The organism is Leptolyngbya sp. 7M, assembly GCF_018128485.1.
On record NZ_CP070897.1, the window covers coordinates 4,718,678 to 4,738,932 of the forward strand.

A 20,255-nucleotide genomic window follows, 5' to 3' on the forward strand; every position below is an offset into this window, starting at 1 on the left:
TGGCGTGATTCGCCTCCTACCCGGCACGGTCGGAAAGGAAGAATCCCTCAAGCTGGAAAGCTTTGAAACCGGGCTGCTGGACTATCCCCAATACACCCGCCCTGCCGAGTTTCGCGGCTGGAAAGTACCTGATGTGCTGCTGTCAGGGAATCATCAAGCGATCGCCGAGTGGCGTAAACAACAGCAAATCCAACGCACCCGCGAACGCCGACCGGATCTGTGGCAAACCTGGAAAGAGCAGTCTGAAGAGTTTTGAGGTTTGAGGTTTAAGTTGAGTTGGCGCAGCGGCTCAAAAAAACGTCGGAATTTACTCTGTTGATATAGTTATAAAACTACATGTTCTCCGCAGACTGCACTATCACAGAGAAAAACTACATGCCACGCACAGGCTACGCCACCAAACCTTCTAGTTGCCACTGCCTTTAGCGATTTTGATTTGGTTTATAACGCCTTTCTATCAAAACGGTAGGATTAGGCAATTTTCTATAATGTAAAAAACAGGTAACATTGTCTGAGATAACCCTACTAAGCGGCGGCTATTGTGTTTGTTCTTACCGGGTACGACTATTTTCTGGTCTTTATCATCGTTTGCAGTCTAGTGGCTGCGGCAGCAATTATTCTATCTTCGGTTTTGGCTCCAAAACGAAAAGGGGTGGAGCGTCGCCTCACCTATGAATCCGGAATGGAGCCGATTGGTGGAGCCTGGATTCAGTTCAACATCCGCTACTACATGTTTGCCTTGGTGTTTGTAGTCTTCGATGTTGAAACCGTCTTCCTTTACCCTTGGGCCGTTGCCTTCCACCAACTGGGGCTGTTGGCCTTTGTAGAAGCGTTAATCTTCATTGCGATCCTGGTGGTTGCCCTCGTTTATGCCTGGCGAAAAGGAGCACTTGAATGGTCATGAATCCTTCCCCTTCAAAAGATACGTTGCAGCAGTTGCTGAACCCGATTGGGCGACCGGAAGTCACCACCGATCTGTCGGAAAACGTCATTCTGACCACGGTTGACGACCTCTACAACTGGGCACGCCTGTCCAGCCTTTGGCCGTTGCTCTATGGTACGGCCTGCTGTTTTATTGAATTTGCGGCGCTGATCGGCTCCCGGTTTGACTTTGACCGCTTTGGCTTGTTGCCGCGATGCAGTCCCCGTCAGGCAGATCTGATCATCACTGCTGGCACGATCACGATGAAAATGGCTCCGGCATTGGTGCGGCTCTATGAGCAAATGCCCGAGCCGAAATACGTGATTGCTATGGGTGCCTGCACGATCACCGGCGGCATGTTCAGCATGGATTCGCCTTCGGCAGTACGCGGCGTCGATAAGCTGATTCCGGTGGATGTTTACATTCCTGGCTGCCCTCCCCGCCCAGAAGCCATCATTGATGCCATCATCAAGCTGCGCAAGAAGATCTCGAACGAGTCCCTGGCTGAACGGGGTGAAGTGGCCCAGACCCACCGCTACTACACCACCAGCCACAATATGCTTTCCGTACCGCTAATCCATGACGGCAAGTATTTGCAGCGCAGCGAGCGTCAGGCTCCGCCGAAGGAACTGATGGAAGCAATGGGTATGCCGATTCCTGCGGCTCTAGAGCAACAAGCGCAGAAGGAGGAAGTGGACCGTGGCTGATGAGATTCAAGCAAGCGAGAGTCAAATTGTCGAGGCTGGTCCCGTCTCCCGCTGGCTGACCGAAAATGGCTTTGAGCATGAGGCAATGGAATCAGACCACCTCGGCGTTGAAGTGGTGCGGGTGGATCGGGAGTTTCTGCTGCCGTTTTGCACCGCGCTGTACGGCTATGGCTTCAACTACTTGCAGTGCCAGTGTGCCTACGATACGGGTCCGGGTGGCGATTTGGTCAGCGTCTACCACCTGGTCAAGGTTTCCGACAATGCCGATCGGCCTCGCGGCATGTTCCGATGCGGATATTTCCCGGCGTTCATTATTCAATGGGCGGGCTCTGGGTCGATTATGAACAGCGGACGAATATCCCGGGCCTGCTTGCTGCCGGCGAATGTGATTATTCTATCCACGGTGCAAATCGCTTGGGTGCAAATTCCCTGGTTTCTTGTGTTTATGGCGGTTTTGTTGCGGCTCCGTCGGCCATCGAATACGCAAAGAATGTCGAACGCGGCAGCACCGAAACGAACGGCATCTTTGACTCAGAGCTTAAGCGTCAGCAGGAGATAAACGATTCCATCATCAAGAGCGAAGGCGGCGAGAATCAATACAAGCTGCACGAAGAGCTCGGCAAATGGATGACTGACAACGTAACGGTCGTTCGTTATAACGATAAGCTGAAGGCAACGGACGAAAAGCTTTTGGAGCTGCAGGACAGACTGAAAAGGATCTCGATAAACGATAACAATCTCTGGGCGACGCAGGCCGTGCCGCACGCACGTCAGCTGAAAAATATGATCGAGCTTGCCCGCGTTATTACGCTCGGAGCACTGAACAGGAATGAATCCCGCGGAGCTCATTACAAGCCCGAGTTCCCGGATCGGAACGACGAAGATTGGATGAAGACGACGATCGCGGAATATTCGGCTGAGGCTCCGGTCTTTAGCTATGAACCGGTCGATGTCTCGCTGGTCGAACCGCGTAAAAGGGATTATTCGAAAGGAAAAGCTAAGGCAAACTGACCCTATGTCAACAAGCGGACATATAGAAAAAAACCGACTCGAAAAACCTCCGGCAAAGCTCAAGCTGAAGATCCAGCGGCGGGAAAAGGAAGGCGCAAATGCCTATTGGGAAACGTTCGAACTGCAGTATCGGCGAAACCTGAACGTCATTTCTGCGTTGATGGAGATCCGCAAGAATCCCGTAACCATTGAAGGCAGGAAGACGACGCCGCCGGTCTGGGACATGAGCTGTCTTGAGCAGGTCTGCGGGATCTGCACGATGGTCATTGATGGCCGCGTGCGCCAGTCCTGCTCGGCCCTTATTGACGACCTCTTGCTCGAATCCGGAAGCGATACCATCACTCTTCAGCCGATGTCGAAATTCCCGAATGTCCGTGACCTCAAGGTAGATCGTTCAAAGATGTTCGAGCACCTTAAACAGGTACATGCCTGGATCGAGCTTGACGGGAGCCACAGCCTCGGGCCGGGCCCGCAGATGTCTAATGAAACGGCTCAGGAACGATATGCTTACTCGCGTTGTATGACCTGCGGCTGCTGCCTCGAGGCGTGTCCGCAATCCGGCGACGATAAATACATCGGTCCGCAGGCCATCGCACAGGCCCGGCTCTTCAATATGCATCCTACCGGTAAGATGGACCTGGACGAACGTCTTGACGGCCTCACAGGCGATGACGGCATCGGCAACTGCGGCAATGCTCAGAATTGCGTTCAGGTCTGCCCTATGAATATTCCCTTAACGAAAGCCATCTACGAAACTAACCGTGATATCACGGTCAATTCCTTGTTCGGTTGGCTGAAAAAGTAGGCCGTCATTGGACGGTCGGAAGTACTGAGACATTGCCGATGTCCGCTCGGTCTAACCGGAGCGGCATCGGATGCCGCAAGAATTCTCGCACTTCTTCCGCGTTCATCGGACGGGCACAGTGGTATCCTTGCCCTAGCTCGCAGCCTAAGGCAAGCAATACTTGAAGCTGTTCCTCGCTTTCGATCCCTTCGGCTATCGTCTTCAGTCCAAGATTGTGTGCTAACGAGATTATTGTCCGCACAACCTCCAGATTCGCTCCTTTCTCGTTCAAAGGGCGAACGAAAGAACGATCTATTTTCAGCGTCGATATCGGCAGCCTGACCAGGTAACTAAGATTGGAATATCCCGTCCCGAAATCATCGATATCGACATCCCCCAACTAGTAACCAAATTCTCGAACCGCCTCAGCAAGATTTGAGAATCATCTACAACAAAGATCTCATAACTGGTTCCGGCTTGCAACGAGGTCAAAGTTACTAGCTGTTTGCTAACCAATTGGGCAAATAGTTTGGCAGTTTCGAGTGGGTCTTGACCTAGTTCTGCCGAAATGTCGTTCAGCGTTTTACGTTCAGCTACTAAAGCCTGCAACCGCTGCTGTTGAGCAAAATTTAAAGTCGTAGCGCTAACAGCCTGAGCATTCAGCATTGGAAAGCTTTCCATAGATGAAATCAAGCTTTGGAGCTTGTACCATTCGATTTGCCGTTCCTTCGCTGTAGCGAGTACCTTTTCTAAATCAAATCCTGCAATTAAAGGTTGAATCTCTGGCATAGGTAATGGCATAAAATCAGCATAACCTGCTCGATCAAACAGGTAGTTGTCACAATCTACTAAAAGGCTGAGCCACAGAGCCTGTCGGGACTCATTCGGGCTAATCAAGTTCAGTTGATACAGCTGATTCAGGCGATCAAATAGCAGTGCGGATAGATTTTCTGGCTCTTCTAAAGGTAACTGTTGCTCTAACTGTAGGATGGCACTTCTGACTAACTCACCGCGAAAACGGGGAATATAACGTCGAAAGCACTCGAGAAACCATTGCCAGGAAAATTGCTGATTACCTGAGAATACAACCTGTGAGCGCGATAAGACCAAATGCCATGCTTTTTTGCCAGCTATTCCAGATAGCTCAGGAAATTCAAATAGCCAGTAGCTAGTTGGCAACTCTTGAGCAATTTGTCTTAGTCTTTGGGGCAATTCTTGTGCTTGAAACTTAAAACGGCAGGATTCTGGAGTGATCATAAATTTGTTACTAACAAGAAGCTTGGAAATTAAAGCATAATCAAAGCTGAAGATATTCTTGCCATAACTCTAGCGTTGATGACAGCACACCTAGTGATCGCTCTCGATGAGTTATGGCATAACATCAGAAAATTGAAACTATCCCTATAAGACAAGGACGTTCCTTTATCTTTGCTTTCTAAAATGCTTTGTAAGGCTAAAGCTGCACAAAAGAACTGGTCAGGGTACCAGCTTCTAGCAGGATAGATAAGTTGCACCCTTGGGAACTATGCTGTTTAGCCAACAGTCTGCTTAAAAAACTGGCTCAATCTGATTCAAATGCCAGCGGTAAAAGCTTTCCCTAAATACAGCTATTACATACTCCAAATCTAGGGCAACAAGCGGCTTGTTCAGTAGACTTCGTTATATTTTACTTAGCCGCTTTTCTCCTAGTTGCTTCAGATGCACAATACATCAGCCGAAGCCACATTGAATGGCTTACCAATATTGTGCGGCAAAAATGCACCAATAGTTACAGCCCCAAATTATCTTATATTGTGTCTGAACACCTGACAGTTTGTCAAAAAAACATAAGCAACTTACGTAGAATTACCCAAAGGATGCCAACAGCTAATGTTTTACTGGACAAATTCAATCAGACCCCTCAACTTTTAACCTTTCCAAAGAAGGCTAACTTTTGTAGAGCAAATTTATTTGGAAAGTAAGAAGGCTTTCTTTGGACAAGTTGACCAGAAAACAACAAAAATTTATTAGCCACACTTTTGCTCATCGTTAAAGATTTGGATAGATGCAAGAATAAAAATTATGAAGAACTACTCATCGGCCTAAGCTCTCGCCACCTAATTGAAGTTTTTGAAAAGTTGTGAGGAAAACCATTAAAGTATTGAACTACTCAGCAAAAGCAGCCAAACTTTAGGATATGGTGTGAAAGAGGGGTGATTCATATTGCTGTCTCGCAGCACAAGCAATCCATCTACCAAGCTTTGCTATTTCAAGCCTCACTCTTTCATCACCTTATGTTTAGAAATTACTCCATTCCCCCGTGGAAAAAGTGCGTCCTCAAAGGGAAATCGAAAATACTGTGGACCAGAACACCAAAGCATCCTGCAGTTGAGCCAACTCTAATTCCAATATCGGCTCGAGAAGACGCTGACCCGATAGCTTTTCGGGCCCGGACGAAAAGAAACCAGAGAAAAATGACGAACGGAAGGATTCCTATCAATCCGCCTTCAGCCAAGATCTGTAAATACTCGTTGTGTGCTTGCTCGATTCGAAAAAGGCCATTTCGCGTATCGAGTTGTGGAAAGGCAACACTAAACGCGTCAAAGCCCGCACCTAGAATCGGATGTTCTGCAAATATCTTTAGTGCAACGCTCCAATAATGTAATCGCCCGCTCGTAACATCCTCTGTATCAGTACTTAATCCGATCCCACGAAGAACGCTTTCACCCCCACCCAGCAGGACTGCAAGGCCAATGATCGCACCGATCAAGACCAGACCGAGGGCAAGAATGCCTGCCCCACGTCGCCAGAACACATTTGGAGCACTATCTTCTGCATCAAATGATCCGCGAGAATAGATGAGGATGAGTGTCAAGGTCGAAAGAAGGCTTATGATCCCGCCGCGTGAACCCGTAAAAAATGCCGCTGTTGCCATTATTATCACCGCGATAATTAATAGCGGAAACAGATCTTTCCTTACCCCCCGCGTGAATACTAGGCCTAGTGCCGGCCCGAGCAACATTACCATCAAAGAAGCGAAATGGTGTTGGTTAACATATGACCCAAATGGAATTGCCTGAGGGGTCGGACGCAAGCCATAGATCGCACCCGGATCCGCAAGCTTTTGAATGATGCCGAAAAAACCTGCGATCATCCCAAACGCGATGAGGACCATCACGAGACTCTTGACGCGCTTTCCAGAGTTTACGAAAGTAAGCGCAGCCGCTAAGAAGACAAGAAGCAGAACAAGTCTTACCGCAAACATCCGCGTCGCAAATGGATCCATGGTCAACGCCTGCGATGCCGGTATGCTCAACACCTGATCTGGATCTCCGGTAATACCAAGCGGCAACAGTTGGAATAGCGCGATCGCGATCAGGATGACGATCGGGATCTGAAGACGGTCATTGCTGATCGAAAACTTGCCTTTGCGAAAAGCATTAGCAGTCCATATAAGGACGAGCAGCAATGTAAGCACCGCAAGTATACTGGTAGAGATTGGATCGACCGCACCGTATGCGACTACGGCGAAGATGAAGATTATGCAAAGAAGTAAAAAGCAGGCCGAATCGAGCGCTGAAGGAGAATCACTTTTCCGATCGGCTGCCGTCATTTATCTCGGTCAATGCGTTCCAACAAAATATCATCGATCCAAAGATTGCCTGAAGCCAGGCACGAATTGGTGATGCAATCTCTTACTAAGACTATTTCAATACCGTCAGTAGTCTCAGGAACTGTAAGATCGGTCAAGATAGCTCGCCATTCCGCCGATGTGACCATTGGCCCGATCGACGCGATCCGCTTTCCGGAGGTTTTGTCGTTTACCGCCCAAAGGATCTGAGCTTCAGTGTCAAGATCGGCCAAATAGAAGAGAGAGAGCCGATATTGACGTCCGGGTTCAACTGCAACTACTTGGGACACAGAACGAAACTCTTTTGCTCGTTGCCCAAAACTCACCAGCAGGCTGAATCGTCCGCTTCGGCTTTTCCCTTCTGTCAACCCTATCCTTGGAAGTTCGCCACCAGCTATCGTCCATTCGAAGATGCTTTTGGCCTCCATCTGTACAAGCGTTTCAAGATCTCCATTCCGCACGTTGCCGGGAACAGGATCATTACCTAGCTCACCGATGTCTGACATCACGGTAAATGCATTGCGATACCGATGTTTTTCGACCAACTTCGAATACAATCCTCTTCCGATCGTTGAAAAGGGATCTGACCTTTTATCACCGCCGTATCCTTTCCAGCCGGTGAATCGGATGCTCGGTCAAATTTTGAGTCCACTACAGGATCAAATCGATGAGTTAGCAGCGGATCCATTTGATGACGAACTATTAGAAGAATTCTTGATCTATCTGGAAGACTGCCGCGACTATCTGCAGCGAGCACAGCAATCCTTCCGCTCAATGCCCAATCCGTCGAACGTAGCAGGCGTAGCCGCCCATCTTTACTATTGCTTAAATCAGGTAGGCGATGGGATCGACGAACTAGAGCGCTTCACCACAAGCTACGACGAACATTATCTCCATACTGGACAAGAACTGTTTCGGATTGCTTACGGTCTACGACGAGAAGCCCAAGCTGCCATGAAAGACATTCAGTAGAAATCACTGAAGGCTGGCCACAAGACGTTATTCTCGTCCCAATTTCTCGTTCATCACCATCTCGCTAAGGTCGTTCCCAGAGTTTTTGCGCCACAATGGTTAAGGACTAAATCCGCCGGGTTATTCCGTCTTACCCATCATCTACTCTTCTGCTTTATGCCTTTACCAGTTGTCGCCATTGTGGGACGCCCTAATGTAGGGAAATCGACCCTAGTAAATCGTCTTTCTGGCATTATGGATGCTATTGTTCATGACGAGCCAGGAGTGACACGAGATCGCACCTACCGTCCGGCCTTCTGGCGTGACCGAGATTTTTTGGTTGTTGATACAGGCGGTCTGGTCTTTGATGACAACACAGAATTTTTGCCTCTGATTCGAGAGCAGGTGATGTTGGCATTGGCAGAGGCCAGCGTAGCGGTGATGGTTGTGGATGGTCAAACAGGTTTAACTGCCGCCGATGAAACGATTGCAACTTGGTTGAGACAGCAGCCCGTGCCCGTCCTGTTAGCCGTCAACAAATGTGAATCGCCAGACCAAGGATTGACTCAGGCTGCCGAGTTTTGGCAATTGGGCTTAGGCGAGCCCTATCCGGTTTCAGGCATTCATGGTAGCGGCACCGGCGATTTGCTCGACGAAGTGATCAATTACCTACCGCCAACCGATGCGCTGGAGGACACCGAAGAAATCCGCGTCGCGATTGTGGGCCGTCCGAACGTCGGCAAATCTAGCTTATTGAATGCCTTCGTTGGCGAGCAGCGGGCTATTGTTAGCCCAATTTCAGGCACCACCCGCGACACTATCGATATGGTTGTTGAACGGCCAGATCGGCGCTATCGATTGATTGACACGGCTGGGATTCGCAAGAAAAAGCAGGTGGAATACGGGCCAGAATTCTTTGGCATTAACCGTTCCTTTAAGGCAATTCGGCGAGCCGATGTGGTGTTGCTCGTACTGGATGCGTTAGATGGCGTCACTGAGCAAGACCAAAAGCTAGCCGGACGAGTGGCAGATGATGGCCGCGCCTGTGTGCTGGTAGTGAATAAGTGGGATGCAATTGAAAAAGACTCCCACACCATCTACGACTATGAGCGGCTGTTAAAAGAACGGCTGCATTTTACAGATTGGGCTGAAACCATTTTTGTCAGCGCCCACACCGGCCAGCGGGTCGAGAAAATTTTAGATTTGGTGGACAGTGCTGCTGAGCAACATCGCCGGCGCGTCAGCACTTCGGTCATCAACGAAGCCTTAGCAGAAGCCTTGAAATGGCACACTCCGCCCACTACTCGACAAGGCCGACAAGGAAAAATCTACTACGGCACCCAAGTCGCCAGCCAACCGCCCACGATCACGCTGTTTGTCAATGATCCCAAGCTGTTCAACGAAAACTACCGGCGCTATATGGAGCGTCAGTTTCGGCAACAGCTCGGCTTTCAGGGAACACCAATTCGCCTGTTCTGGAGGGGCAAAAAAGTTCGAGAATTAGAACAAAGCGCGAACCGTGCCACCAAAGTGAAGTAGCCAGTGAAATAGCTAGTGAAATAGCCGTTCAGCCGCACCACGTTTAGCAGAGTGGCGGCGATCGATTATGGTTTTGCCGCGTGTCCATTCACCGCTGGTTTCGATCTCAACTTGTGCTCGCCGAAACAACAGCGTCTCTGGATGAAACAGATAGGCCAGCGTTGCCGCATCATGTACTAAGAATCCTGGCCTACCGCCGGTTTCACGAAAGGCCATAGCCGTTTCCACCATAAATTGACAGAGCGCCACGGTAAATTTTGCAATCGGATGATCAGGATTCACGGCGCTAATTTGCTGAGCCATTTCGGGCGTGAAGATCAACCGTCGGGTTACATCTAGCGGAATGATTACCAACCGTGTACAGCGTTGAAAGACGAGATGGGCTGCTTCTGGGTCGTAGGCAATATTGAATTCGGCTTCCGGTGTAATATTGCCAGGATGTAAAAATGCGCCGCCCATGATCACAATTTCTTTAGCAAGGTTGAGAACACCTGGAGATTTTCGCTCCGCTGCGGCTAAATTGGTGAGCGGACCAATCGCTACAAGGGTAATTTCTCCTGGAGCTGCATGCAATTGCTCAATCAACACATCGTCAGAATAGCGCGCCGTTTCATAGTTCTGATGAGGTGCTGGCAACGTATTCGATAAATTACCCATTCCATCTGCGCCATGAATCGCACCTGCATCTTCCACATCGTCTTTAGCGGAGCCACCAATAACGCCGCGTCCCACCTCTACTGCTGGAAAACCACCGAGTTGCAGTAATTTGCAGGCAGCCGCAAAGGTGTAGTTAGCGTGAACGTTGCCATCTACTGCCGTGACCGCCACAATTTCGGCTAATCCCTGTTTCGCCAAACTTTGTAACCACAGAAACGCAAACGAATCGTCGCCGCCTGGGTCGGTATCGAGAACAATTTTGACCTTCGGAGTAACCATGAAACCTATCAATCGACACAACTCATCAATACAACAAACGCTCTGCCGCCGATTGTACTGTTGTCTCAAAAACTTTCAGCTCAGTGTAATAAAACTCGGAGCTGATTTGTTCACGCATCAGTACACCGCCACTTGTAAAAATTGCCCCTTCTAACATGAGATTATCTGCCATCTCAAACGATTCAATTGACATACCATTTGCATCCCATCCAGGAGCACTAGCTGTGACTCGCTGGGTGTAAAACCGCTCATCATTGGTGTATCCAAACAATGGCTTGCCCTGAGCTGCCATATAGCCCATCTCGAAAGCGGTACCCACATCCATACTGGGACCCCGAAATGGCGTCATGTTAGCAATGATCAAATCACAGCTATCCATCAGTTCAATGTTGCTGGTATAGATCGCAATACCCATTTCAAAGGGCGATAGATTGGACAAATCCAGGTTGGCATCAAATGGAAACAGACCGACAAACCCGTAGGCTTGACAAATTTCCTGTTTGGCGCGAGCAATTTTCAATGGTTCCGGCAAAAACACATCTGGCCCAGCAAGATAGACGCGCATGATTTCAAAGTTTACTCCCCAACAGCAATCCGGCAATGCAGGCACTCACAAAGTTGGTGAGAGAACCTGCAATCATTGCCCGTGGTCCTAATCGAGCCACATCGTTGCGACGGGAGGGAACTATGCCGCCAATCGCCCCAATCTGTTGACCGATAGAAGAGTTCTCGCCATAGACAAACTCAGCCCCAACATCGGAAAAATTGGGAAACGGGGTAACAAGATTACCAATGGTGCTGAAAATAGCAAAGCCAACGGGCAACAGCAACACAAATAGGCCAAATAGAAATTGGATCGCAAATCCCCAAATTACTGGACGCCATCGAATCGCACGCCGATCAACTGATAGCAAATAGGCCAGCCCAAAGAAAACGAAGATACCAATCAATGAAATGAACCGCTCCATGGGCACTCCCGATTCTCAAGTTTGGAAAATTGTCCAAAAGCACTCGGCTGTTGGCGCAGCAGGTGGGGACAACGGGTCAGGTGTACGGCGTTGATTTTTCAGCGGCTCAGTTAGCGATTGCCAAACAGCGAGCCGAGCAGTCGGTGCGGCCCCTTGTCATCACCTGGGTTGAGGCGGATGCGTTGAATTTACCGTTTGAGGCGAACCAGTTTGATGCCGCTACAATGGGCTACGGTCTGCGGAATGTGCTCGATATTCCCCGCAGCCTCAACGAACTGCATCGGGTGCTAAAACCAGGAGCCAAGGCAGCGATTTTAGACTTTCATCGTCCTGCCAATTCAGCGATGCGGGCCTTTCAGCAGTGGTACCTGGATACAATTGTGGTTCCTGCTGCGGAATCCCTGGGGCTAAAGGAAGAATATGTCTACATTAGCCCCAGCCTCGATCGCTTTCCCAGCGGAGCCGAACAGGTTGACCTAGCGCGTCAAACCGGCTTTGTGAATGTAGTTCACTATCCCATTGCAGAAGGAATGATGGGGGTTTTAGTGGCTCAGAAACCGAGCTGAGCTTGGCAGGTTATTCCATATATAGCCGTGCAACTGCTTCCTTGATCACTTCCACTAACTGAGCTTGGCGTAGCTTCACATGGGCATACATCAGGTTGGCAGCGGCATTGGCATCGCGCTGTTTGATGGCCGAGAGAATCCGGTGGTGTTCTTCGCAGGTGCTGTGGCGAAACGATTCCTGCTCTAGCGAAATCAGCCGGAGAAAGTGAACCCGCGCATTCAGATTATCTAGAGTGTGTAGGATTTCCGTGTTGTGGGAGAGCGAGGCGAGGCGCTGATGAAAGTCTTCGTCGGCTTGGGCACATTCAACCGAAGTGAAGCAATCAAAGTTGAGGGCCACTTTTTCCCACCAGGCGATCAAATCCTCTACTTCTGCGTCGGTGGCTCGCTCTGTGGCTAGCCGAGCGCTGATCATCTCCAGACCACTGCGCATCTCGTAGAGATCAAAAATCATTTTCTGCTCTAGGGGACGGCCTGAAAACCCACGGCGCGGAATGAACTCTAGCAACCCTTCGGCCACCAGACGATTCAGTACCTCACGTAAGGGAGTCCGACTGACGCCCAGCGAGGCTGCCAACTCGGTTTCGTTTAATGGTTCACCCGGACGAAATTTGTAGTTCATTGCCATTTCACGAAGCTGGTGATAGATCCGATCGACGCTGCTTGATGATTTGGGTTTGGCGCTGGGCATGACTCACCTAAAGTTGCAATCCTGTGCTGTATTCATTCGTTATTTGCTTTACTGCTTTTAATCACTTGTTAATCACTTGTTAATCATTTGGTATTTGCCTCGACCCACTCTACTCGTGTCAAGCACCTCTGACAAAAAATGTATTCAAAACTACAATCCAGGACTGACAAGACTTCTATTGTTGTATACAACGCTAAATACAGTGCTGTATACAACGTCTGAATGCTTCAATGATAGCATGACCTAAATTTCTCCAGCTTGTTCTCTAGGGTATAGCCCATTTCGTAATTTTCTTTTGCAACAAACATGATCTGCTCATGAAGACTAACATCTATAAAACTAGCGCCACTATGATCATGCTTTAACGCTCAATTTCACTAACAAAGGTGCAGCAGTCTATATACTGGCCTAGTCGCTTTCATGCCAAAGTTTGATCAACTCTATTTATTGCAATATTCCTATGCTGGTCACGCAACAACCCATACTCAAGCGCTTTTGGTATCCGGTCATGCCGCTGACGCATTTGGCAGACGGGACACCCCAATCTTTTGAGCTGTTGGGCCAACGCATCGTACTTTGGCTCGATACAAATGGCAATCCGGCTGCGGTGGCCGATCGCTGCTGTCACCGTTCTGCCCGCCTATCGCTGGGACAAGTGGTGAATGGCTGCATTCGCTGTCCCTATCACGGCTCGAACCACCGGCTCCTGGTTGCAAATCGGCGACTCGTTTGGTGCCTTGAGCTGTGCCATCGCTCACCCATAGTTCGGTTCCGCTGACGCCATCATCCGCCACAAAGTAGAGCAGACCACCTACTCTGGTGAAGTCTCTCAATTCTGCTCTCTGCGGGAAGTCAAACAGTTTGGTGGTGCGGGTGAGGGTTCCTGCCGAGGCCCAGAGTGAAGTTCTGCGCTGACCTTGAGCATTGATGGAATCGGCTGTGAAGTAAGCTAACCCGTTAACATCCGTGAAGTTGTTTGCACCAGAGCTAGCATTGCCTACCAGAATATCCCGCACAGGAGTGGGATTGCCATTGCCAGGTGTAAACGAAAGATTCAGTTTATAGGTAGAGCCGTCCGTAGTGCCTGCCTTGGGTTGGGTACGAATGAAATAGGTGATGTTGGGGTCGTAGGTTCCATTGAATATCTCAGCCGCCCGTCCCGGATTCTTCCCTCGATCGGCAGAAGTGTTTGGTTCACCTTGGGCATAAACATCGACATCCAAATCACCGAACAGCCCCTCGTCAATCGGTTTTCCGGCCAGTTCAAGTCTAAGCGTGCCCCGGGAAGGCACTTTGAACTTAAAGTAATCCACCGGCGAGTCTTTGCCGTTAGCGACTACATAGTTCAGCCGATCAATTTTGGGTGGTGTATTTGCTGTACCCAGGGTGCCCAGGTCCGTGGCCGTTGCTTCAGTGTTTTTAATCGTATCGGTTTGCTTAGCGTAGTTCAGCCTAAAGCTAATTGGCGTCGTACCCGTTGTTTTACGAAATACACGCGCAATGTATTTTCCTTGCTCTAGCGGTTGAATCAATCGCTCTGCTTCGGTACCCGGATTCAGCGACGACTTAAACTTGGTTTTTCCATCTGCCGAAAGGATTTCTAGATCAGCATCGCCGCTCAAGCCAGATAAGGTGAACTGGTAATCGCCGCGTCCAACATCGATCGAGTAGCGCTTCTCAAATTCATTGCTGCTGAGCTGCCCGCTGGTACTGGTGCCTGGGATCGGAACTACCGGAACTGGGCTAGGGCTAGGACCAGCAATTGGGCCAGGGTTCGGACCAGGAATCGGACCGGGATTGGGACCAGGAATTGGACTGGGATTGGGGCCAGGAAGGGGCGGATTGGGGTCAGGGTTCGGACCAGCAATTGGGCTGCCTGCCAGAGTGGCAACATAGCGAGTGTTGTTGCCCTGCCGCTTGAGAAACCGAATAAAATACTCGCTGGCATCTAGCTCGGTTGTAATACTTTCGGCACGATTGCCACCCCTTCTAGAAGCGGCAACAAGCTGAAAATTCGCATTGCGTTCTCTAGCCTTCAGTCGCCGAAAATCGATTTTGCCAATACTTTTTAGCACATCGCCAACTGGGCGAATCAACCGATATAGCTCGACATCTACATTATTTTTCTTGGCAATGCCAGTCAGTGTGAGGCTGAAACTACTGCGCTGGCTAACATTTAAGCGAACTAAATCGTCTAGATCTTTGCGCGGAAATCGACCGCTTACGACTGCGTTTAGATCAATGACGCTGGCTCCATTTAGCCGGCTATCTCTGTCGCCTCCTGCCGCTCTCGCCATAACTGTATTACCCCATAGGTTTCCGACATGGTTTAGTCTTCCCCCTTCTAACTGTGAATAAATCACCAATGAACAGATGACAAATTGATAAGTTCATAAGTTCATCTGAAGTTAAAAAAGAGGTTGATTTTATCCGTAGCTTCACGAACAAACGAACTTAGCAATTAGAGAGCTGCACCTGATGATTACCCAGCCCACAGTTTGAACTTGATCGAATGAGCCATTAAACAAGCCATCAAATTCTGCCGGAAGACAGATTTCAAACCCAAGAAATATCCATCGCCGGAGGGCCGCCACGACTGTGATTGTAGGCTATGAGGCCGAGCAGGTGCGGCAGTCTTTCGCCCAACGACCCGACTTAGAATTTGTCGAACAAACTGAGCAATTGGGAACAGGTCATGCTGTGCAGCAGTTACTGCCTCATTTACAAGGATTTGAAGGTAGCCTGCTGGTGTTGAATGGAGATGTGCCGTTGCTGCGGCCTCAAACCTTAATGACTCTCCTGCACACCCATCAAACCCACCAAAACGCGGCGACGATTCTGACGGCCCAAATGCCGGACGCCAAAGGCTACGGTCGGGTGTTTTGCGATGGTAACAACCTAGTGACGCAGATTGTGGAAGACCGGGACTGCACCCCAGCTCAGCGGCAAAATCGGCGGGTGAATGCTGGCATCTACTGCTTTAACTGGAGCCAGCTCGCGGCCATCTTGCCCAAATTGCAGAGCAATAACGACCAACAAGAATACTACCTGACCGATGCGGTCAATTTTTTATCGCCAGTGATGGCGGTTGATGTAGATGATTATCAGGAGATTTTGGGGATTAACGACCGCAAGCAACTGGCGACAGCCTACGAAATCTTGCAAACCCGCATCAAAGATGATTGGATGGCGGCAGGTGTTACCCTAATCAACCCAGATACGATCACGATCGATGACACAGTGCAGCTCGGTAATGATGTGGTGATTGAACCCCAAACCCATCTGCGCGGTCAAACAGTGATTAGATCGGGCAGCCGGATTGGACCGGGTTGTTTGATTGAAGACAGCCAAATTGGTGAGAATGTCACTGTGCTCTATTCGGTGGTCAACAAGAGCGTGATTCAGTCTAATAGCCGCATCGGCCCCTATACCCATCTGCGTAGTCAGGTTGAGGTGGGGCAAGGCTGCCGGATTGGTAACTTTGTGGAGCTGAAGAATGCGCGGTTGGGAACCCGCACCAATGTGGCTCACCTTTCTTACTTGGGAGATGCGACACTGGGCAATCAGGTGAATGTGGGAGCGGGTACCATCACCGCCAACTACGACGGTGTCAAGAAACACCGAACTCAGATCGGCGACCGCACTAAAACTGGGTCAAACAGCGTGCTGGTGGCTCCGATTACGGTTGGGCAAGATGTGACGATTGCGGCTGGCTCTACTGTAACCGAGGATGTGCCAAATGACGCTCTGGTGATTGCTCGTGCCCGTCAGGTGGTCAAACCGGGTTGGCAACTGAAAAGCCAATCAGCCAATCAGAGTACACCAGATACCAAAGAGAAACCGGAATAAAACTGAAATAAAGCGGCGTGAAGTCAGCCGTTCACCACTTCGAGTTCCACCCCTTGATCTGATTGATCTGATTCGATCTCTGCTGATTCTGTAAATGCTCTGAGTTGCTTGGTTGACTTATTCGCTCTCGCCTTGACCGTCGTCAGCGACCTGGATCGGGTCTACCCCCTCCTCTGTCCAATCGGTAGCAGGAGTGGGTTCTTCGGCTAGCGGGTTGATCGGATGGTGGAAGTCGATAGAATCCTGGATGTCTTCAGGCACAACGCTCTCTAGGCCAACATCATCTGGTTTGGTAGGCGGAATTCGTTCGCTGGCAATCAGCGCTTCCATCACTTCCTTGACGATCGGAGCGGCAACGGTAGAACCGTAGGCATCGTCGCCCTGAGGTTCGTCCACCACAGCCAAAACCGCATAGCGGGGAGCCTCAACCGGGAGAATACCAATAAAGCTGGTGATACGAGCGCGGCTATAACCGCCATATTGACTGGCTTTCTGAGCAGTTCCGGTTTTACCAGCAATCCGGAAGCCGGGAATTTGAGCCACCTGTCCCGTGCCGTTCAGTACGGCCTGCTCCATCATTTTGAGGACTGCTTCTGTAGTTTTGGGCGTAAACACAGGTTGCGGCTTGGGATGTTCAGGCTGCCACTTCAGCTTTCGGCAGCTGCATCGCTGCTTGCCTATTTCGCTGATCAACAAGCGGAAACACGTCTTATTATCGGCAAGATTAAGGGTGATTTTGGCATTGGAAGTCGCCATTTTTATGAATGTCTTCGCAGGCTCTCTTTCGTAGAGGCGGAATATGTTGAAGCTCCTGCTGATAATGCCGAACTTCCGGGGCTGGACCTGATCGCAAAGGAACCTGTAAGGAGCCAGATCTATGTCGTTTCCACGTCCTTTACGGGACAGATCGGCCCTCATCCGGATCTTGACCTTGATATATTGTCGGTTTGACCCGTTCCGGTGTCATAAATCGGTCATTAGTGGTGTATCTTTATCGTGAAAGGTATTGATCGATGCTGAAAAATGAGAGATTCTTCGGAAATCATTGTGGACTTGATGTCCGAGCAAACATCGGCCGCCGCGGCAAAAGACAGGATCGAGTTTGAGGAGGCGTTCTCGCTTCACCATCGAACTGTCTTTAGGGCCGCACGGTCGATCGTGCGCGATGCGGGACTGGCCGAAGATGTAACACAGGAAACGTTCATTCGGCTTTATCGGCATATTGATTCGATCACGGATTTTGAAATGCTTCGGCCTTGGCTGATCCGCGTCGCGATGAACCTTGCAAAGAACGTTGTTCGCGGAAACATAAGAGCGAACACGCGTGATGAAAAATACGTCAAAGAATTAGTTGAAAATGGCGTTGTTTCGGTTGAAGAAGAATTTGAACAGAAGGCCGAACTTAGCGAAGTTCAGCGGGCTCTTGAGATGGTTCGGGAGCCTTTAAGAAGTTGCCTTATATTGAAGCAGCAGGGTCTGACGTATAAAGAGATCGCGGAGAGTCTTTCGCTGAACGAAGCCAGTATCGGAACGTTTGTTGCCCGGGCAAGGTCTGAATTCAAGAAGTTTTACGGCACGACCGATAAAGAGGTCATATGAGCAAAGATTGTCTAAACGAAGGAGCCATTCAGGCATATATTGACGGCGAAATATCGCCTTCCGAATTTTCGGCAGCGACTAGCCACGTATCTTTATGTGAAGAATGTGCGCGACTTCTCGCGGCGGCGGAAGATGAGAATTCGTTGGTCTTTGCGGCGCTTGACCGTGAGATGAATGCGCTTGTTCCAACGCAAAGGCTTTGGGCTAAGATCAGTGAATCTATTGAAACTGAGGCTTCCCGCGTATCGGTCTGGTCAAGGTTAAGAGCGGCCATCTTTGCACCTCTGCTCAACCCAGCGCTCTCCGCGGTTGCGGGGGTTCTTTTGGTCGTTGGTATCGTGTCAGTCTCTTTTCTGACAAAGGACGTTCCTGAAGAACTTGCCTCTCAGACAGCTCAGACCGCCGGACAGCAGGTTCCGATAACGTTATCTTCAGATGTGCAGTCATCTACGTCGGTTTCGGTGCCGCCTCAGGTCCCTTCTGGTGTATCTGAGGTCGAGCAACATTCGGCGACCCGAAATATTGCTCCCGTGCATGTTTCAAATCTTCCTGCGGATGAGTTGCGCCGGCTTGCACGCGGACAGCGGTCGCAGACCGCACAGCGTCCCGCTCCGCAGTATTTGAACTATCAGTACTTGCCGGGCGAGGAAAGCTACATAAAGACAATTGCAGAGCTTGAACAGAATGCTTCAGCTCAAACCGTTTCGTTCAGGGCTTCAAGCCAGGTTGCGTTGCAGCGGGATCTCGCGGTAGTGGATGAATCGATCAAACGAATGCGTGAGGTCGTACGGAAGAATCCGCGGAATCAAGCTGCGAGACAAATGCTGTATTCCGCATATCAGGACAAGGTAGATCTATTGAACTCGGCCGCGCAGCGTGACGAGCTGATGGCGAGCCTTCGCTGATATAGCTTAAAAGGCATACATAAATGATCAATTTTCGGGACAAGATCTTCAGGGTAAATCGCCCATCAAACTGCATAAGCGTTGAGTGACGCTAGCAACCTTCAATGGACCCCAGATACAGCAGACCTGGAAGCCGGGAAACGGGCACGATCTGAAAGAGATGAGACAAGTCGTTCGACACAAAAACGATACAAAAGTTCACAAGAGAGTTCACCGGTCCGAGCGAGTGAGGAGTAGAATTGGCCTTCCTCCAAGTTTAGTAAGATTATCCCACTGATGCTGCAGAAGGCACTAAAATTTACCTACCATTCTAACGAGATTAGAGAAAATTTGGGGATTGTCCCAGGTCTACAGCCGCTTTACGGTGCTTAACTTCACAGATCTTAGTAAAATGGCTGCAAACCTCACTAGCTCAATGGCTAATTGGCCTGATTGGCCTGATTAACTCCTGATTGACTATTATGTTGTTGCATTTAAGTACCTGGCCTGAAGTCGAAGCCTACTTGAACCACTCTTCGGGTTTAATTCTTCCTATCGGTTCCACCGAGCAACATGGGCCGACCGGCTTAATTGGCACCGACGCGATCTGCGCTGAGGCGATTGCTCGTGGCGTCGGGGAGGCAACTCAGGCTTTAGTAGCCCCGACAATCAATGTGGGCATGGCTCTACACCACACTGCCTTTCCGGGCAGTATCAGTCTGCGCCCCAGTACGCTGATGTTGGTGATCCGTGACTATCTCACTAGCTTGGCTAGGGCTGGATTTACCAAGTTTTTCTTTATCAATGGGCATGGCGGCAACATGGCAACTCTCAAAGCCGCCTTTTCCGAGACCTATGCTGTATTAGCCGACCTGAATCTACCCAATAGCGATCGGGTGCAGTGTCGTCTAGCCAACTGGTTTATGTGCAGTTCAGTTTATCAGTTGGCAAAGGAACTATACGGCAATCAGGAAGGGTCTCATGCTACGCCCAGCGAAGTTGCCTTGACCCAATATGTTTATCCTGAAGCGATTAAACAGGCGGAGTTGTCACCAGAGGCGGCTTCGGGCCATCCGATTTACGGTGCGGCTGACTTTCGCCGGCGCTATCCCGATGGACGCATGGGGTCTAATCCAGCTCTAGCTACGCCTGAGCATGGCAAACAGTTCTATGAGCGAGCCGTGAAGGAATTGAGCAGCAGTTATTTAGAGTTCTTGGCGCAGGATTAGGACAGACAA

Annotated in this window: 24 protein-coding genes and 1 pseudogene; 14 read left to right on the plus strand and 11 right to left on the minus strand. The window is 49.9% G+C overall.

What is annotated here, in order from left to right; all coding sequences use genetic code 11:
- Positions 1–4: 4 nt before the first annotated feature.
- The 3 genes from JVX88_RS24270 to JVX88_RS24280 all read left to right on the plus strand — a co-directional run bounded on the left by JVX88_RS24270 (position 5) and on the right by JVX88_RS24280 (position 1,629).
- On the plus strand, positions 5–256 hold the full coding sequence (locus JVX88_RS24270; protein ID WP_317134426.1) for a hypothetical protein: 252 nt from the start codon (positions 5–7) through the stop codon (positions 254–256).
- Between the two features lie 285 nt (positions 257–541).
- Complete coding sequence (locus JVX88_RS24275) at positions 542–904, plus strand: NAD(P)H-quinone oxidoreductase subunit 3 (protein WP_035997461.1); 363 nt, start codon at positions 542–544, stop codon at positions 902–904.
- Positions 895–1,629: an NADH dehydrogenase subunit K gene (locus tag JVX88_RS24280; protein ID WP_225931162.1), complete on the plus strand. Its 735-nt coding sequence runs from the start codon at positions 895–897 to the stop codon at positions 1,627–1,629. The genes JVX88_RS24275 and JVX88_RS24280 overlap by 10 nt, the downstream gene beginning before the upstream one ends.
- Positions 1,630–1,720: 91 nt before the next feature.
- On the opposite strand, the gene JVX88_RS43255 is transcribed toward JVX88_RS24280, so the two are convergent.
- Positions 1,721–1,948: a hypothetical protein gene (locus JVX88_RS43255; RefSeq protein ID WP_211621026.1), complete on the minus strand. Its 228-nt coding sequence runs from the start codon at positions 1,946–1,948 to the stop codon at positions 1,721–1,723.
- On the opposite strand from JVX88_RS43255, the gene JVX88_RS24290 reads away from it, so the two are divergent.
- Both JVX88_RS24290 and sdhB read left to right on the plus strand, forming a co-directional pair.
- Positions 1,948–2,640, plus strand: coding sequence for an FAD-binding protein (locus JVX88_RS24290; RefSeq protein WP_263975231.1), 693 nt, complete (start codon positions 1,948–1,950; stop codon positions 2,638–2,640). The two genes, JVX88_RS43255 and JVX88_RS24290, sit on opposite strands and share 1 nt — an antisense overlap.
- Positions 2,641–2,644: 4 nt before the next feature.
- Positions 2,645–3,445 carry a succinate dehydrogenase iron-sulfur subunit gene (gene sdhB / locus JVX88_RS24295; RefSeq protein ID WP_211621031.1) on the plus strand — a complete coding sequence of 267 codons (801 nt, stop codon included), beginning with the start codon at positions 2,645–2,647 and terminating at the stop codon, positions 3,443–3,445.
- Positions 3,446–3,449: 4 nt separating this feature from the next.
- Here the strand turns inward: sdhB and JVX88_RS24300 are convergent, their stop codons facing one another.
- From JVX88_RS24300 to JVX88_RS24315, 4 genes are all read right to left on the minus strand, one after another.
- Positions 3,450–3,824, minus strand: a complete 375-nt coding sequence (locus JVX88_RS24300) for an EAL domain-containing protein (RefSeq protein WP_211621033.1) — start codon at positions 3,822–3,824, stop codon at positions 3,450–3,452.
- Positions 3,743–4,681, minus strand: coding sequence for a hypothetical protein (locus JVX88_RS24305; RefSeq protein WP_211621036.1), 939 nt, complete (start codon positions 4,679–4,681; stop codon positions 3,743–3,745). Before JVX88_RS24305 ends, JVX88_RS24300 begins: the two co-directional genes overlap by 82 nt.
- 1,027 nt (positions 4,682–5,708) lie before the next feature.
- The gene (locus JVX88_RS24310; protein WP_211621039.1) at positions 5,709–7,016 is read right to left on the minus strand and encodes an O-antigen ligase family protein; all 1,308 of its coding nucleotides are present in this window, start codon (positions 7,014–7,016) and stop codon (positions 5,709–5,711) included.
- On the minus strand, positions 7,013–7,540 hold the full coding sequence (locus JVX88_RS24315) for a carbohydrate binding domain-containing protein (RefSeq protein WP_211621042.1): 528 nt from the start codon (positions 7,538–7,540) through the stop codon (positions 7,013–7,015). The genes JVX88_RS24310 and JVX88_RS24315 overlap by 4 nt, the downstream gene beginning before the upstream one ends.
- On the opposite strand from JVX88_RS24315, the gene JVX88_RS24320 reads away from it, so the two are divergent.
- Together JVX88_RS24320 and der are read left to right on the plus strand one after the other, a co-directional pair.
- Positions 7,530–8,006, plus strand: a complete 477-nt coding sequence (locus JVX88_RS24320; protein ID WP_211621044.1) for a hypothetical protein — start codon at positions 7,530–7,532, stop codon at positions 8,004–8,006. The genes JVX88_RS24315 and JVX88_RS24320 overlap by 11 nt on opposite strands.
- 156 nt (positions 8,007–8,162) lie before the next feature.
- Positions 8,163–9,524: a ribosome biogenesis GTPase Der gene (gene der, locus JVX88_RS24325; protein WP_211621046.1), complete on the plus strand. Its 1,362-nt coding sequence runs from the start codon at positions 8,163–8,165 to the stop codon at positions 9,522–9,524.
- Between the two features lie 12 nt (positions 9,525–9,536).
- Here the strand turns inward: der and JVX88_RS24330 are convergent, their stop codons facing one another.
- The 3 genes from JVX88_RS24330 to JVX88_RS24340 are packed head-to-tail and all read right to left on the minus strand — an operon-like array spanning position 9,537 to position 11,428.
- Complete coding sequence (locus JVX88_RS24330; protein WP_211621048.1) at positions 9,537–10,460, minus strand: nucleoside hydrolase; 924 nt, start codon at positions 10,458–10,460, stop codon at positions 9,537–9,539.
- 25 nt (positions 10,461–10,485) lie between these two features.
- Entirely contained in the window at positions 10,486–11,025 is a 540-nt protein-coding gene (locus JVX88_RS24335; protein ID WP_211621050.1) for a nucleoside 2-deoxyribosyltransferase, read from the minus strand.
- A gap of 4 nt (positions 11,026–11,029) precedes the next feature.
- Positions 11,030–11,428 (minus strand): Na+ dependent nucleoside transporter N-terminal domain-containing protein, encoded by a 399-nt coding sequence (locus JVX88_RS24340; protein WP_211621052.1) that lies wholly within the window; start codon positions 11,426–11,428, stop codon positions 11,030–11,032.
- 29 nt (positions 11,429–11,457) lie between these two features.
- Here JVX88_RS24340 and JVX88_RS24345 point away from each other — a divergent pair, with 29 nt between their 5' ends.
- The gene (locus tag JVX88_RS24345; protein ID WP_263975232.1) at positions 11,458–11,994 is read left to right on the plus strand and encodes a class I SAM-dependent methyltransferase; all 537 of its coding nucleotides are present in this window, start codon (positions 11,458–11,460) and stop codon (positions 11,992–11,994) included.
- 10 nt (positions 11,995–12,004) lie between these two features.
- On the opposite strand, the gene JVX88_RS24350 is transcribed toward JVX88_RS24345, so the two are convergent.
- Entirely contained in the window at positions 12,005–12,685 is a 681-nt protein-coding gene (locus JVX88_RS24350; protein ID WP_211621056.1) for a GntR family transcriptional regulator, read from the minus strand.
- 508 nt (positions 12,686–13,193) lie between these two features.
- On the opposite strand from JVX88_RS24350, the gene JVX88_RS24355 reads away from it, so the two are divergent.
- Entirely contained in the window at positions 13,194–13,463 is a 270-nt protein-coding gene (locus JVX88_RS24355; protein ID WP_263975626.1) for a Rieske 2Fe-2S domain-containing protein, read from the plus strand.
- Here JVX88_RS24355 and JVX88_RS39010 read toward each other — a convergent pair.
- Positions 13,432–14,982, minus strand: a pseudogene (locus JVX88_RS39010) (hypothetical protein); the annotation flags it as partial. The gene JVX88_RS24355 and the pseudogene JVX88_RS39010 overlap by 32 nt on opposite strands.
- Before the next feature lie 301 nt (positions 14,983–15,283).
- On the opposite strand from JVX88_RS39010, the gene glmU reads away from it, so the two are divergent.
- Positions 15,284–16,534, plus strand: coding sequence for a bifunctional UDP-N-acetylglucosamine diphosphorylase/glucosamine-1-phosphate N-acetyltransferase GlmU (glmU, locus tag JVX88_RS24360; protein WP_263975233.1), 1,251 nt, complete (start codon positions 15,284–15,286; stop codon positions 16,532–16,534).
- A 117-nt stretch (positions 16,535–16,651) separates the two neighbouring features.
- Here glmU and JVX88_RS39015 read toward each other — a convergent pair whose 3' ends face one another.
- The gene (locus JVX88_RS39015) at positions 16,652–17,149 is read right to left on the minus strand and encodes a penicillin-binding transpeptidase domain-containing protein (protein WP_263975234.1); all 498 of its coding nucleotides are present in this window, start codon (positions 17,147–17,149) and stop codon (positions 16,652–16,654) included.
- Between the two features lie 15 nt (positions 17,150–17,164).
- On the opposite strand from JVX88_RS39015, the gene JVX88_RS39020 reads away from it, so the two are divergent.
- The 4 genes from JVX88_RS39020 (at position 17,165) to JVX88_RS24380 (ending at position 20,246) form a co-directional block, all read left to right on the plus strand.
- Positions 17,165–17,485, plus strand: coding sequence for a hypothetical protein (locus JVX88_RS39020; RefSeq protein ID WP_225931866.1), 321 nt, complete (start codon positions 17,165–17,167; stop codon positions 17,483–17,485).
- Positions 17,486–17,590: 105 nt separating this feature from the next.
- Positions 17,591–18,133, plus strand: a complete 543-nt coding sequence (locus JVX88_RS24370; RefSeq protein ID WP_211621065.1) for a sigma-70 family RNA polymerase sigma factor — start codon at positions 17,591–17,593, stop codon at positions 18,131–18,133.
- Positions 18,130–19,038: an anti-sigma factor family protein gene (locus JVX88_RS24375; protein WP_211621068.1), complete on the plus strand. Its 909-nt coding sequence runs from the start codon at positions 18,130–18,132 to the stop codon at positions 19,036–19,038. The genes JVX88_RS24370 and JVX88_RS24375 overlap by 4 nt, the downstream gene beginning before the upstream one ends.
- A 461-nt stretch (positions 19,039–19,499) precedes the next feature.
- Positions 19,500–20,246: a creatininase family protein gene (locus JVX88_RS24380; protein ID WP_211621072.1), complete on the plus strand. Its 747-nt coding sequence runs from the start codon at positions 19,500–19,502 to the stop codon at positions 20,244–20,246.
- The last annotated feature ends 9 nt before the right edge of the window (positions 20,247–20,255 follow it).